Source organism: Kitasatospora sp. NPDC086801 (assembly GCF_044745805.1).
Lineage (GTDB): Bacteria > Actinomycetota > Actinomycetes > Streptomycetales > Streptomycetaceae > Kitasatospora.
The window spans coordinates 13,287-26,511 of record NZ_JBIVAX010000030.1 but is presented as its reverse complement, the minus strand read 5'-3'; the positions used below and the strand labels follow the sequence as shown (position 1 = coordinate 26,511).

The 13,225-nt window shown below is 71.0% G+C and carries 13 protein-coding genes; 6 read left to right on the top strand and 7 right to left on the bottom strand.

Going from position 1 to position 13,225, the window contains the following annotated elements; all coding sequences use genetic code 11:
* Positions 1-634: 634 nt before the first annotated feature.
* From ACIPLC_RS26620 to ACIPLC_RS26605, 4 genes are all read left to right on the top strand, one after another.
* Entirely contained in the window at positions 635-1,072 is a 438-nt protein-coding gene (locus ACIPLC_RS26620; protein WP_400475536.1) for a hypothetical protein, read from the top strand.
* A 256-nt stretch (positions 1,073-1,328) separates the two neighbouring features.
* On the top strand, positions 1,329-1,769 hold the full coding sequence (locus ACIPLC_RS26615) for a hypothetical protein (RefSeq protein WP_400475535.1): 441 nt from the start codon (positions 1,329-1,331) through the stop codon (positions 1,767-1,769).
* Between the two features lie 815 nt (positions 1,770-2,584).
* A complete protein-coding gene (locus ACIPLC_RS26610; RefSeq protein ID WP_400475534.1) occupies positions 2,585-3,313 on the top strand; it encodes a hypothetical protein in 729 nt (242 codons plus the stop codon).
* Between the two features lie 170 nt (positions 3,314-3,483).
* On the top strand, positions 3,484-3,765 hold the full coding sequence (locus ACIPLC_RS26605) for a hypothetical protein (protein WP_400475533.1): 282 nt from the start codon (positions 3,484-3,486) through the stop codon (positions 3,763-3,765).
* A gap of 153 nt (positions 3,766-3,918) precedes the next feature.
* Here the strand turns inward: ACIPLC_RS26605 and ACIPLC_RS26600 are convergent, their stop codons facing one another.
* Entirely contained in the window at positions 3,919-4,332 is a 414-nt protein-coding gene (locus ACIPLC_RS26600) for a hypothetical protein (protein ID WP_400475532.1), read from the bottom strand.
* 657 nt (positions 4,333-4,989) lie between these two features.
* Between ACIPLC_RS26600 and ACIPLC_RS26595 the strand changes: the two genes are divergently transcribed.
* Both ACIPLC_RS26595 and ACIPLC_RS26590 read left to right on the top strand, forming a co-directional pair.
* A complete protein-coding gene (locus tag ACIPLC_RS26595) occupies positions 4,990-5,124 on the top strand; it encodes a hypothetical protein (protein ID WP_400475531.1) in 135 nt (44 codons plus the stop codon).
* Between the two features lie 9 nt (positions 5,125-5,133).
* Complete coding sequence (locus tag ACIPLC_RS26590; protein WP_400475530.1) at positions 5,134-6,387, top strand: MFS transporter; 1,254 nt, start codon at positions 5,134-5,136, stop codon at positions 6,385-6,387.
* Between the two features lie 221 nt (positions 6,388-6,608).
* Here the strand turns inward: ACIPLC_RS26590 and ACIPLC_RS26585 are convergent, their stop codons facing one another.
* The 6 genes from ACIPLC_RS26585 to ACIPLC_RS26560 all read right to left on the bottom strand — a co-directional run bounded on the left by ACIPLC_RS26585 (position 6,609) and on the right by ACIPLC_RS26560 (position 13,031).
* Positions 6,609-7,016: a winged helix-turn-helix domain-containing protein gene (locus ACIPLC_RS26585; protein ID WP_400475529.1), complete on the bottom strand. Its 408-nt coding sequence runs from the start codon at positions 7,014-7,016 to the stop codon at positions 6,609-6,611.
* Entirely contained in the window at positions 7,013-7,621 is a 609-nt protein-coding gene (locus ACIPLC_RS26580) for a hypothetical protein (protein ID WP_400475528.1), read from the bottom strand. The genes ACIPLC_RS26585 and ACIPLC_RS26580 overlap by 4 nt, the downstream gene beginning before the upstream one ends.
* Before the next feature lie 318 nt (positions 7,622-7,939).
* Positions 7,940-8,851, bottom strand: coding sequence for a phosphotransferase family protein (locus ACIPLC_RS26575; RefSeq protein ID WP_400475527.1), 912 nt, complete (start codon positions 8,849-8,851; stop codon positions 7,940-7,942).
* A 246-nt stretch (positions 8,852-9,097) separates the two neighbouring features.
* On the bottom strand, positions 9,098-9,511 hold the full coding sequence (locus ACIPLC_RS26570) for a hypothetical protein (RefSeq protein ID WP_400475526.1): 414 nt from the start codon (positions 9,509-9,511) through the stop codon (positions 9,098-9,100).
* A gap of 670 nt (positions 9,512-10,181) precedes the next feature.
* Entirely contained in the window at positions 10,182-12,299 is a 2,118-nt protein-coding gene (locus ACIPLC_RS26565; protein ID WP_400475525.1) for a glycoside hydrolase, read from the bottom strand.
* Positions 12,300-12,599: 300 nt separating this feature from the next.
* Positions 12,600-13,031, bottom strand: a complete 432-nt coding sequence (locus ACIPLC_RS26560) for a hypothetical protein (RefSeq protein WP_400475524.1) — start codon at positions 13,029-13,031, stop codon at positions 12,600-12,602.
* Positions 13,032-13,225: the final 194 nt, after the last annotated feature.

Genomic DNA, 13,225 nt, shown 5'->3' with positions numbered 1-13,225 from the left:
GGCCCGGCACGCTACTGGATGCTCCAGCGGTACGGACGCTCGGGATCGGTGGGGCAGGTGAAGACGTTGAGCTCGCCCCAACGGCCCACGGTGACCTCGGTGGGGACGGCCGCCCACGACCTACGACCTCTTTCTCCCGAAACTGCTGCGGCTGAGTGACAAAAGGAGGGCTCCCCAGGAAGGTTCACGATGTGACGAGTCATCTCCTCTTAACTTCTTCCGAGACTCGGATGCGTCGCCCAGCAGGCGGTCCCGCGTGTTCGCCCCCCCCCATGGAGGTCGTTGGATGAATCGTCGCCCCCGGGTCGCAGTGTCGCTGGCGGGTGCGGTCATCGCCCTTGCGGCTCCGTCGGCAGACATCGCCGCGCAGGCGTCCGCACGGCATGCGTTCGGCTCCCTGTGGATCCAGGACGGGGAGGGGGACGGGGAGGGGGAGGGGCGACACCATGACCGCAATCCCCTGCGTGACTGCCGCAGTTCCCGCCGTGTCGTACTCATCGACCAAAACTTCAGGGTCATCCTGAAGAACGGCCGGAATGGGCCGGAGGCTCTCGTTCTCCAGGGGGACACCTCATCCTCACCCTCGTCGCCGGCAGCACCATGGGACAGCTTTAATGTTTCAACGTATTTGGACGTGAACTATCCCACCCAGACCAGCAACCAGTACGAGTGGAAGATTCGTGACTTCTTCAGGGAGCACCCGCTCTTCGTGGTGAAGGCATTCGACCGCCACGAACGGACGTTCCCCTTCCCGGCCGCCCACTGCATCGACAAGCACGACGACGGTGACCGCGGTGACGGCGCTCTTCCGTACGGGGGTGGAGCTGCCGACGGAAGTGGCGCGTCCGGCTCCCCGTCGCCCCAAGCAGGGGACCATCCTCAAGACGGCCGGCCTGGGCCGGAGACGCCCAGCTCCGGGGGCAGCGTCCTCCCTCTTCCGCCCGGTGCTGCGGCCGAAGGCAGGAACAACCGTCTTCTGAGCACGAAGCACATCGGGATCGCGGTCGGCGGATTGCTGATGGTTCTAGGAATGCTGGCCACAGCGTGGCTCCGACGTCGTTCTGACACGTGATAGTCGGCCGGAAGAGGAGCCGGCAGCGCCTTCGGGAAGCGGCCGGCCGGCCACGCCGGGGCGGTGCCGCATCCATGCGGCGATCACGGTCGGGCACGACCGGCCGACCCCGGCGTGAAGGCCAGAGCCGAGACGAGCTCTCTTCTCTCAGCAGCGGCTGAGCCCTCCCAGCAGAGCTGGTCAGAAGGAGCTGCTGCTTCCGGCGAAGGGGCTGGGCTCCTCCGAGGGACTGAGCTCGCCCGGGTGGCTGGGTGCAGTGAAGAAGCCGGGATCCCCCGGGGAACTGAGCTCGCCCGGAGCGCTGGGCGCGGCCGACGAACCGGGCGCGGCCGAGAGACTGGGCATGGCCGAGGGGCTGAGTTCGCCCGGAGTGCTGGGTACGGCCGACGAACCGGGCGCACCCGAGAAGCTGGGCGCGGCCAAGGGGCTGAGCTCGGCCGAGCGGCTGGGCGTGGCGGAGGCGCTGGGCTCGTCCGAGCGGCTCGGGTATGGCCGAGGGGCCGGCTGTGGCCGAGCGCCGCTGGGTGCGGCGGAGGGGCTGGGCCGGTTCGAGGGACTGGGTGCGGCCGAGGGACTGGACGTGGCTGAAGAACCGGACGTGGCCGAGGGGCTGGGTGCGGCCGAGGGACTGGACGTGGCCGAGGAGCTCGGGCGGGGGTCGTGGGGGCAGAGCACGTCAGGGTCTTTGAATCCGTAGCTCAGGCCCCAGCCCCTGTCGCAGCCGCCCCAGTAGGTTCTCACCCAGCCGCAGTAGGGGCCGCCGTAGCTGAAGCAAGGGGCGACCGAGTCCTCCGAGTCCGGATCCGTGGAGGGTGACCCGGGTGATTCGGCGTCGCTCCGCGAGGTGCCGAGGGCGCTGACCGTGCGGACCTGCATGGCATCGGAACTCTGGGACATCCCGCCCATGAGGAAGAGGGGCAGGCCGAAGGCTGAGGCGGAAGCCGCCACGATTGAAGCGGCGAGAGCGCAGCGGGTGAAGCGCATGACTGTTCCTCTTGGCTTCGCGGTCTGTGGCACGTGTGAATGCGCTCCGGGCACGAGCACCGACGCTGTGAGCGCCAGAATTAAACATATGGTCTGAAGACATTTCAGTAGCTGGCGAAGCGCCAGTCAGGCGGCCTTGCTCCGGTTTTTCACTCGAAGAGTCTCGCCCCGACCCACATGCCGCGCTCGCCGCGCGCAACGCGGCTATCGAGGGCGACACCGCGGCGGCCAGCAGCCTGTCCGCCGACTGCCGGCGGACGGAGCGCGCGTCAAAGGAACGCGGCCTCGCCCTGGTCGGCGAGGCCGACCTCCACCGGGAAGGCGGGCCCGGGACTCCGTGACCACGTCCCGAGGGCGTCTGCCCGGGCGTTCCGGAGGCAACTCGGCTGGTCACTGCCGCGCGACCGGAGGCGACCCTGCCGAGAGTGAACACCAGGTACGAGTTGACGAGATCGTTCGTGCTCGGGACGATGTGTCGCCGCGCGCGTGCGCGGGTGTGCGCAGACCGGTTTGCTGGGGTGTGGGGTCATGAAGTTCGCGGTGTCCGAGCGGTGCGTGGGAAGGGCCGGTCTGGCCGTCGGCGCGGCGCTGGTGTTGGCGGCCTGTGCGGCAGGCGGGGGCGACGGGGCGTCGACCGGTTGGCCGAGGTCCGGCGAGGCGGCGCACGGCCCGGCCTCCACCGAGGCGGTGAACTCCGTCGGGGCCGGGCTCGGCAGGGCCCCCGAGGCCGAGGACCTCACCGGGTTCGGCCATGCGTTGGACCTGGAGGCCCGGGCGTCCGGCCCGGTGGCCGGGGTGCGGCAGGCCGGTGCGCCCGCGGCCGTGCGGCGGGCGTCGGCCGCGACCAGCGCCTCGATCACCGAGGGCGAGGTCCGCGAGGTGGGTCCACGCGGGACGATCACCTACCCGTCGGTGACCAGTTGCCTGGTCGTCACCGTCTACCTGCGGGACGGCGGCAAGGTCGGCGGCCATGCGAGCCTGTTCCAGGTCCCGGGGAAGTACCGCTCGGACGAGATCCTTCCGGCCATCAGGCGTGCCGTCGGCGGCCGGCGGGTGAAGGCCGTCGACGTCAGCGGGGCCGTCGGGGCCTGGAACCCCTCGTACTTCGAGAAGGCCATCGAGCAGTACACCGACGGGTCCGCCCCCGAACCGACGGGCGACGCGAAGGGGATCGGTGACGTGGTGGCCGAGCTCCTGGGCCGACAGGGCCAGGAGGTCACCGTCCGGGACGTGCCGGACGGCGACATCACCAGGTGAGCACCGCAGGTGAGCAGCGCGTCGACGGCCGGCCTGCGCCGTGCCCACGTGCTGCTCTCCTGCGCGGATCCCCGTGGCCGACCTCCGGTGCGGCTGGGCGGTCACCTGCTCCTCCCCGGTAGCGGACCGGAGTCCCCCGTTCGGACGCTGTCCCGGCTATCGTGTCGGACATGACGTACCGCGTGCAGTACACCGTCGAGGCGAAGGCGACGATCGACACCCTGCCCGCCGAGCGTCGTGAACTCCTGGAACGTGCACTGGGCGTCCTGGCCCGTGACCCGTACCACAAGACGGCGACCGCACCGATCGGGCCCGACGAGCACCTGCGCAAGGCCTACGCCGCACCCGGTGTCGTGGTGGAGTTCATGGTCGCCGACCACGTCCTGGTCGTCGTCGTGCTCCAGGTCTTCGACGAGCTCCAGTACCTGATCGAGGAAGCCGACGCCCGCTGAACGCTCGGGCAGGCCGGCCCCTCGCACGCGGGGATGGCGTGCCTCTCGACGAGTCCGTGGTTGCGCTACCGGTGCCCCGCCCCGCGCTGTCGCCGGATCGAGCGCGGCGCAGCGGGTTCCGGTGGTGTGTGGGGGCTGGGAGTGTGGTGGGGGTTACTTGCCGGCGTTGGTCATGGAGGTGGCGGCTTCCGCCTCGGTGGCGCGGTAGATGCCCATGTGGGGGTTCAGGACCCGCACACCCTCGTTGAGCGGGAAGTTCTGGGTGTTGGCGAGGGGCATGTTGGTGTCGTCGCCGTCGGCCAGCACGTTGAGCTCGTTGATGCCGGAAGCGGTACCGGTGGTGGCGCCGCTCGGGTCGAGGTCGATCACGGCGTAGGCGCTCCGGCCCGCCGGGACCGGGAACCGCAGCGTGCCGCTGGCCAGCACCGGCCTGATGTTGCCGCTCCGGTCACGGGCGGTGGAGTTGCCCAGGTCGACACTCGGGGAGGAACTCAGACTGCACGCGCTCGCACCTGTGTTACGGACCTCGATCACCCGCTGGCTCAGCGCCCCGGCACGCGCCGTCACATGGATCGAGAGGTTCTGGATGTCACACGGACTCGCGGAGGAGGCGACCGCGCCATCGCCACCGGGCCGGGCGCTGCCTGACGCACCCGAACCGGACGGCGTGCGCGCCGCACCCGTGGCGGCATGCGATGCCGCCCTCGTGGCCGGGGCACCCGCCGCACTCGACGCACCCGCACTCGGCGCACCCGTGACCGGGGCACCCGCCGGCGGCGACGAGACGGCCACCGCGGCGGGCGAGGAGACCTTCGAGGCACCGGCCGAGTCGGCATTGTCAGGCCCGCAAGCGGTCAACGCGAGCCCCGCCCCCGCGACGAGGACAGCACAGACGAACAGCGGACGACGGCGACGAACGGACATGATGACTCCCCGATGACGATGCGTACTGACGTACTGCCCTACTGGACACACCACATGACGATCCACCAGCCCCATCCGGTGGCACCCGCAGCGTCACAATCGTCAGGACATGACGAGGACCGGACTGTGACATTCGACCGGGTGCAACACGGGGCCCGGCCTGCGGAGACGTCAGCCGAGCACTTCCACGATGCGGGAAGGCGTGGGTGTCCACCGACTCGGCCGGTTCGCAGATCACTCGCCGATGGTAGGTCCAGGGGCCTCTGGACCTTCACCTGACTGACTGTCATATTGGCCTGCATGTTCGACGACGTACTGACGTGCTCACGGCCAGAACGGCCGGTGCCGCACAGGCACTGCTGCCGTGCCGCGCCGGCCGCCGGCTTCCGCTACCGCTACCGCTACCGCTACCGCATCGGCAACGGCAACAGGTAAGGAGCGAGCATGCGTCAGTGGTACCGCTCGACGTCGCCCGCGGGCCGGCGGGCGTTCTGGGCCACCTTCGGCGGCTGGGCGCTGGAAGGGGCCGACGCGCAGATCTACGGCCTGGTGCTGCCGACCCTCACCGCGCTGTGGCATCTCACCAACGGCCAGGGCGGGTTGGCCTCCTCGGTCACCCTGATCAGTACCGCGCTCGGTGGCTGGCTGGCCGGAATGGCCTCCGACCGGTGGGACCGGGTGACCGTCCTGCGCTTCACCATCGCCTGGTACGCGGTGGCGACCGCGCTCGTCGGCTTCGCCAACGGCTTCGAGTCCCTGCTGGCCTTCCGCTGCCTGCAAGGCATCGGCTTCGGCGGTGAGTGGGCCGCGGGCGCGGTGCTGATCAGCGAGTACGTGACCACGCGGTACCGGGGCAGGGCCCTCGGGGCGGTGCAGAGCGGTTGGGCCGTCGGCTGGGCCTTCACCCTCGCCGCCTACTCGGTGCTGGTCGCCGTCCTCCCGCAGGACTGGGCGTGGCGGGCGATGTTCTGGCTCGGCGTGCTGCCCGCCCTGCTGGTGCTCGCCCTCCGCCGCGGGATCGCCGACCCCACGGGCGACCAACGGCGGCGGGAAGCGGCGTCGCCGACGGAGATCTTCCGCCCCGGCCTGCTGAGGGTCACCGTGTTCGGCGCCCTGCTGGGACTCGGCAGCCACGGCGGCTACTACGCCCTCACCACCTTCCTGCCCACCTACCTCCACACCACCCGGCACCTGTCGGTGATGAGCAGCGGCGGGCACCTCGCGGTCTTCATCGCCGGCTCGTTCCTCGGCTACCTCGCATCCGGGTGGCTCTCCGACCGGATCGGCCGCCGCCGGAACGTCGTCTTCTTCGCCCTGTGCTGTCTCGTGACCCTCATTCCCTATCTGCTGCTGCCACTTGACGATCTCGGCACCCTCATCGCGGGCGCGCCGCTCGGCTTCTTCTCGGCCGGCATCCCCGGCGGACTGGGCGCACTGTTCGCGGAGTTGTACCCCACCCGCGTCCGGGGCACCGGGCAGGGCTTCTGCTACAACCTGGGCCGCATCGTCAGCGCCGCTTTCCCCGCCCTCGTCGGCCACCTCTCCGGACGCCTCGGACTCGCGGCGAGCATCGCCCTCTTCGCAGGGCTCGCCTACGCACTGGCAGCCATCGCCGCCACCTGCCTCCCCGAGCCCCGCAACCGCGACCTACCCCACGACCCGGCCCCCGCCGCCTGTCCGGAGCGCGCCGCCGGCTGACCGCGCCACCGGTCGGCTCGTACTGCGGCTTGCCTGACGTTTCCGTGGGGGGGGACGCGCGCAGAAACGACCCCCGGGCCGAGGGGCCGCACACCCGCAACGGCCATTCTCCGGCGCTTCGTGGCTCGGCATCTCGAAGCGGGGAGAACGGCCGCCTCCGCTGTCCCGGAAGGAACCGCAGACCGCGCAGGGCGAGTGACCTGCGAGGTTGGACCAAGGGCTCAGCCCGGTACGGGAGCAGCTGCGGAACCGGGGTCGGCTTCCCCGTCGCGTCCTTCGTACGCCCCGGGTCCTTCGTACGCCCCGGGTCCTGCGGGCGCGCCGGGTCCTTCGAGCTGGTGGATCAGGGTCTTGAGCGTCGCGATCTCGTCGTGCAGGGCCTTCTTGCCGGCCTTGGTGAGCTGGATCCAGGTGCGGGCGCGTTTGCCCTCGTAACCCTTGTCGATCGTGACCAGACCTGCCTTCTCCAGGACCCCGAGGTGCTGGGAGAGGTTGCCGGCGGTGAGACCGAGCGTGCTGCGGAGGAACGTGAACTCCACCCGCCGGGCCTCCTTGGACACCGAGAGGATGCCCAGGCGGACGCGTTGGTGCACGACATCGTCGAGGCTGCTGGTGGGGTGTTCGGTCATGCCGCCGACCGCCCCTGGACCCGTTGCAGCAGGGCGAGGCCGACTCCGCCGAGCAGCAGCACACCTCCCTCGAGCAGGAGGCCCGGGAGGAAGCCCCACGGCGACGGGTCGGGAAGGCTGCCGGAACCGAGCATGATGCCCAGGTACCCGCAGGTGACGGCGAGGAGCGGCCAGCTGCGCTCGATCCGGGCGAGCAGCAGCAGCGCCAGGCCGATGGTGCCGGCCGGGCTCACCACCTTGTCGAGGAACAGGACGACGGGCGACGGTCCGTGGAGATCGGCGAGGAACCCCGGGTGCGTGGCCCTCCACGCCACGTAGACGGTGATGAGCACGACCAGGACGATTCCCAGCGCCAGGTACGGTCCGACCCGGGTACCCAGGCCGAGCCGGTCGGAACGACGCAGGTAGAACCAGCTGATCGCGGCATAGGCGAGCACCAGCGCCACCGGCCAGTACCACATCGCCGGCGGCAGGTCGCCGGGGTGGTCGCCCTGGCCGTAGCGGACCACCGGCGCCGCGCCGAACCGCACGGCGGCGAAGACGAGGAGGGGGAACCAGGCGCCGCGCTGCTCACGACGGACGCGGTGGACCAGGGCCCGCTTCATGGCCAGGAGGTGGCGGGGGTCGCCTGGGGACGGCACAGGATGAGGAGTCGTCATATCGGCAAGGTTTGCATGACAAACCAATTGTGTCTAGAGATCTGTTTGCGATGTACTCATCGAGGACGAGCGAACCGCCCGAGGCCCCCGCGTCGGAGCGGTCCGCCCCGGGGCTGTCGGCGAACCGCTCCCCCGGTTCCCGGCGTTGGCGCGGGCGTCGTTCTGGTGAGTGGTGGTGACGGCGGGCGACGCCGCTGTTCGCATCGAGGTAGGGCGCCGGCGGCGGCGGTTCGCCGCCGTGCCCGCGCCCCGGACCGCCTCCGCTCAGCCCAGCGCGTCCATCAGGGCGGTGACGTAGGCGTCCAGGCGCTGCGCCACGACTCGCCTCGTCAGCTCCGCCCTCCCCGCCTCCCGCCATGGCTGCGCCACCGACCGCACTTCCTCCGAGCACGCCAGCCCGTCCCGCACCCGCCAGTACAGCCGCTCGCTCGCGGCCGCGGCCAGCACCCCGCCGGCCTCCTCGTACGCCTCGGCGAACCGCAGACCCCACGCCGGGCCGTGCAGCAGCGCGAGATTGGTGGAGCAGTGCGCGACATCGAGGTCCGCCGGGCCCCAGGAGGTCTGTGCCCAGTCGACGACGCCCGTGATCCGGGGATCTTCCGGGCTCGGGGGCGGCACGTCGAACAGCACGTTGCCGGGTTGGAAGTCCCGGTGCAGGAAGCGTCCTTCGTAGGGCGGCGCGGGCCTGCGGATCACGTCGATCGCCGCGGCCCACGCCGCCGCGTCGGCGCCCTTCGGCGTCACGACGCTGTCGGCGGTCGTCAACGCCACGTACTCCCGGGGCCGCTCGGCGGGTCGCACCGCGTGGATCGCCACGAGTTGACGGGCCAGGAGAGGAACGCGCGTCTCCACTCCCTCGTCGTCGAGGACCGTCCGGCCCGCCAGATGTGTCATGAGGAGCGACGGATACTCGCAGTGCGCGGCGCTCGGATCGACCGCGACCAGTCCGGGAGCCGGCACACCGCTCCCCGTGAGCAGCGCCAGGGCGCCGGCCTCCCTGGTCAGCCAGTCCTCGGCGTGCCCCGCGTAGAACGGGTCGACGAAGGTCCGCAGCACCAGGTCACGGGTGCCTCCGCCCCGCGTGGCGATGGTCAGCCTCCGCATTTCGGCGGTGATGCCGCCGTGCAGCGCCTCGGCTCCGACGATCCGTTCACCGACCTCCAGGTGTCGGCTCACCCAAGCCAGTGTCAACGGCCGCACAGCAGCCGCATCATGATGGTTGGTCACCGTTGGTCACCGCACCACCTCATCATCCGGACGACGGCATGCGCAAAACCCTCGCCGGAGGCGGGGCGGTGGCGACCCTGCGCTGATCCTCGTGCCCGGTACGGGCCGGTCAGCTGGGTGAACGGCTCATTCAGCCCGCGCTGGTAGGAGCCGTGCACCCAGCCCGGCCAGTGGCCGCTGGGAGTGTGGTGGGGGTTACTTGCCGGCGTTGGTCATGGAGGTGGCGGCTTCCGCCTCGGTGGCGCGGTAGATGCCCATGTGGGGGTTCAAGACCCGCACACCCTCGGTGAGCGGGAAGTTCTGGGTGTTGGCGAGGGGCATGTTGGTGTCGTCGCCGTCGGCCAGCACGTTGAGCTCGTTGATGCCGGAAGCGGTACCGGTGGTGGCGCCGCTCGGGTCGAGGTCGATCACGGCGTAGGCGCTCCGACCCGCCGGAACCGGGAACCGCAGCGTGCCGCTGGCCAGCACCGGCCTGATGTTGCCGCTCCGGTCACGGGCGGTGGAGTTGCCCAGGTCGACACTCGGGGAGGAACTCAGACTGCACGCGCTCGCACCGGTGTTACGGACCTCGATCACCCGCTGGCTCGGCGCCCCGGCACGCGCCGTCACATGGATCGAGAGGTTCTGGATGTCACACGGACTCGCGGAGGAGGCGGCCGCGCCATCGCCACCGGGCCGGGCGCTGCCTGACGCACCCGAACCGGACGGCGTGCGCGCCGCACCCGTGGCGGCATGCGATGCCGCCCCCGTAGCCGGGGCACCCGCCGCACTCGACGCACCCGCACTCGGCGCACCCGTGACCGGGGCACCCGCCGGCGGCGACGAGACGGCCACCGCGGCGGGCGAGGAGACCTTCGACGCACCGGCCGAGTCGGCATTGTCAGGCCCGCAAGCGGTCAACGCGAGCCCCGCCCCCACGACGAGGACAGCACAGACGAACAGCGGACGACGGCGACGAACGGACATGATGACTCCCCGATGACGATGCGTACTGACGTACTGCCCTACTGGACACACCACATGACGATCCACCAGCCCCATCCGGTGGCACCCACAGCGTCACAATCGTCAGGACATGACGAGGACCGGACTGTGACACTCGACCGGGTACTCGCGGCTCCCGGTCGTCATGGCGCCTCCGTCACGACCTGATCTCAGGCCTCGTACAGTCGGTCCGTTCCCCTCCGACCGGCGAGACACGGCCGGTGAGGACCGGCTTTCGCGGGCCGCTGGTCGGTGCGGGCGGCGACCAGCGGCCCGAGCACCCGTCAGGCACGGTTCAGGAGACCACGTCACCCGGGCAGAGCCGCTGCGTGCCCGGGCGCCCGCGCAGGGTGGCGTCCACGCAGCCGCCCGGGAGGCCGTCGTGGGCCGTGGTGCCGAAGTTGGCGGTGACGGTCAGCGTGCCGTCGCCGAAGACGGTCCGCTGCACCAGGTGGTCGCCGGTCAGCCAACGGAAGGAGGTCAGTTGCCGGGTGCCGGCCGCCTGGTGCAGCGGCGCGAAGTACTGCTGCAGGGAGGCCAGTTCCCGCAGGTTCTGCCCGTCGCGCGGGTCCTTGTCGCTGAGCACGAAGTTGAGCGGGGTGTTGTAGAGCATCGCCAGCAGCGCACGCGTGGTCTTCTGCTCCGGCAGTTTGCCGAAGGGCAGTTCCCAGCGTTCGACGTTGACCAGCGAACCGTGCAGCGCCGTCTCGTACAGCGGCACCCGGTACCGCGGGTCGTACATCGCCTTCAGGGCGGCGGCCACCCGGGCCTGGTGCTCGGGCTTGAAGTCGGTGGTCCGCACCGGCTTGAAGAAGGTGGCGGCGGCCTGGTCCGGGGCGTAGCCGCCCCAGGCGCCGTCGTCCTTGGGGTCCTGCGGCCGGTTGTCGAAGTGTCCGGTCTCCATCGCCCACAGCCGCCCGTCCACCGGGGTGCCCGAGCCGTGGTCGAAGGCCAGCACCTCGTTGGCCCAGGAGCCGGCGGACTCCGAGCCCAGGACCAGCGGGGCCTGCCGGCCCGTAGACGCGTCGTACGAGCCGTCCGTCAGGCGCCGCATCCGGGCGAGCCGGTTGGTGCGGTCCTCGTCCGTGGTCATCGCGTGGCCGGGGTCGAAGTCCCGGAAGAGTTCGCCCGCCGCGTCCACGTCGAGGAAGTAGCTGTCGGCACCGTTGGCGACCAGTGAGCGGGTGCGGTCCGCCAGGTAGTGCTGCTGCGGCTCGGCCTGCTCGAAGGCCTGCGAGCTGAGGTAGCAGCCCTTCCCGCGGAAGCCGGGTTGCGGCGTTCCGTCGGCCCTGAGGACGCAGAACCGGGGGTAGACGTCGTCCGGCCAGACGGTGTTGGGGGACGAATCCTCCGTCTTCTCCTGGCCGTTGGCGAAGGAGTCGTACGGCCCGACCAGATAGCCGGCGGCCTCGGCGGCCTTGACGTCCCCGCTCGTCATCGGGGAGTCGTCCGAGTCGTAGCCGAGCCAGAGCCGGGAGACGCCCAGCTCCTTGAGCCGGTCGAGGTAGGCGGCCCGGCGCGCGCCGCCCCAGGCGTAGGCGTGGAAGGCCCCGAGCAGCTTCGCGGTCTGCGGGTTCTGCTTGATCTTCTCGCTCAGGCTGCCGAGCTGCCCGTGCTCCGCGAGCCAGTTGCGGTAGTCCACGGCCGGGGCCACCGGGGAGCCGTCGGTGAGGGAGAAGGCCACGGTGTACGCGCCGGTGCCGTTCCCGGCGGCGAACCCGTGCTCGGCCGTGGCCCGCAGCCGCCCGTCCTGGGAGGCGAACGTCAGCGACGTGCCGATGTCGGTGGGGACGATGTAGCTGACGCCGGCCCGGCCCGCGCGGAGCGTGTAGCCCCACATCGGCATGGACAGCTGCGAGCTCAGCTCCTGCTCCTCGCCGACCAGCGCGCCGTCGGCGGAGTTCCAGAACGGGTCGTCGACGGGGACGGACAGCCCCTCGCCGCGCGGAAGCTGGACCTCGGCGGCGGCCGGATCGGTGGCGGTCACCGGCCACCGCACCGAAGTGTCGCCGCCGGTGCCGGTGAGGGTGACCAGCAACCGGCCGTGATCGGCGCGGACTTCGGCCCGCAGGCCCTTCTCCGGATACGACCAGCCGGCGCCGTCCGCCGTCCTGACCGGGTCGCTCGCCCTGCCCAGCCCCTGGGCGGCCGGAGCGGAGAGCAGGACCACCCGCCCGTCCTCGGTCCGGACCTCGGCCCGCAGCGTGGCCGCATTGATGCTGGCGGTGCCGCCGCGTACGGGCACGTCGACGCGCCCGCCATGGACCCGCACCTGCGAGGCGGCGGAGCTGCCGGTGGCGCTCGCCACGGTTCCGGACACCAGCGCGGTGGCGACGGCGAGGACGAGAACGGCGCGCGGAACGTACCGGCGCGCGGGGCCCGCAAGGGATGACGTATGAGTACCGGTGTGCATGACACAGTGATACGGAGTACTCCTAAGAAGTCCTTAAGAACCGGCCATTGACCACCCATCACGCTGACGGCACCGGCTCGGACGCGCTTGCGGTCGGAGCGCGGTCGGAGCGCGGTCGAGGCCTGGACGTGTCGGTCCGACGGTCCGACGGTCCGACGGTCAGGCGGTCAGGCGGTCAGGCCGACGGGTGGCGGGTGACAGGTGGCACGTGACGGGCGTACACCGGGCGCCGCCACCGGATCGGCCGAGGCCAGAGAGTGGGGCCGAGGACACTGCCGTCGGCCCCACTCACCCCTCGGACTAGTTGATGTACTCGGACGGCGAGAAGACCTTGCCGTACGAGACGCCGTCGATGACGAGCGAGCCCTGGGCCTGGGCGTAGCCGTTGCTGCCGATCCAGTCCCAGCCCGCGTTGCACCAGGCTCCGGGGTCGCTCGCCGTCATGCCACTACAGGTGGCGTAGTCCTCGTAGGCACCGAGGTGGTTGATCCAGGTCGTCCCGGTGACCGTGTGGTTGCCGTGGTTGGTGACATGGATCGACGGGTACACGGAGTACCCGCTCACGACGAGGCACGCCTGGGCGTAGACGTCCCCGGCGTACTGCTGCGTGGCCCCGCAGTAGGTGCCGCTGGTGACCGCGTTCGCCGGCGCGGCCATCGCGACGCCTCCGACCGTGAATCCGATCGCGAGCACGGCGGCGGCCGCCTTCGACCTGGCATTCGTCTTCCGCATTTCTTCTCCCTCTCCGGGCCGGGCGCATGGGCTCCCGTGCCTGTCCGTGCAGCGGCGCCCGCGCCACCGGAGTTCGGGCCGGTGCGAACGTGCGAGCACCACCGCTCGCCCGCGAGGCCTGCGGGCGTCCCCCGCGGTGGCGTCTGTGAGAGATGCTGCTTGACGCTTGCGTGGACGGACAGCTATGAAGTTCT

What these genes read in the sequence shown, in the direction of transcription:
- ACIPLC_RS26610 (WP_400475534.1), top strand. Translation starts at nt 2,585, where the DNA reads ATGAAGTTCGCGGTGTCCGAGCGGTGCGTGGGAAGGGCCGGTCTGGCC.
- ACIPLC_RS26605 (WP_400475533.1), top strand. Translation starts at nt 3,484, where the DNA reads ATGACGTACCGCGTGCAGTACACCGTCGAGGCGAAGGCGACGATCGAC.
- ACIPLC_RS26595 (WP_400475531.1), top strand. Translation starts at nt 4,990, where the DNA reads ATGTTCGACGACGTACTGACGTGCTCACGGCCAGAACGGCCGGTGCCG.
- ACIPLC_RS26590 (WP_400475530.1), top strand. Translation starts at nt 5,134, where the DNA reads ATGCGTCAGTGGTACCGCTCGACGTCGCCCGCGGGCCGGCGGGCGTTC.
- ACIPLC_RS26585 (WP_400475529.1), bottom strand. Translation starts at nt 7,016, where the DNA reads ATGACCGAACACCCCACCAGCAGCCTCGACGATGTCGTGCACCAACGC.
- ACIPLC_RS26580 (WP_400475528.1), bottom strand. Translation starts at nt 7,621, where the DNA reads ATGAAGCGGGCCCTGGTCCACCGCGTCCGTCGTGAGCAGCGCGGCGCC.
- ACIPLC_RS26565 (WP_400475525.1), bottom strand. Translation starts at nt 12,299, where the DNA reads ATGCACACCGGTACTCATACGTCATCCCTTGCGGGCCCCGCGCGCCGG.
- ACIPLC_RS26560 (WP_400475524.1), bottom strand. Translation starts at nt 13,031, where the DNA reads ATGCGGAAGACGAATGCCAGGTCGAAGGCGGCCGCCGCCGTGCTCGCG.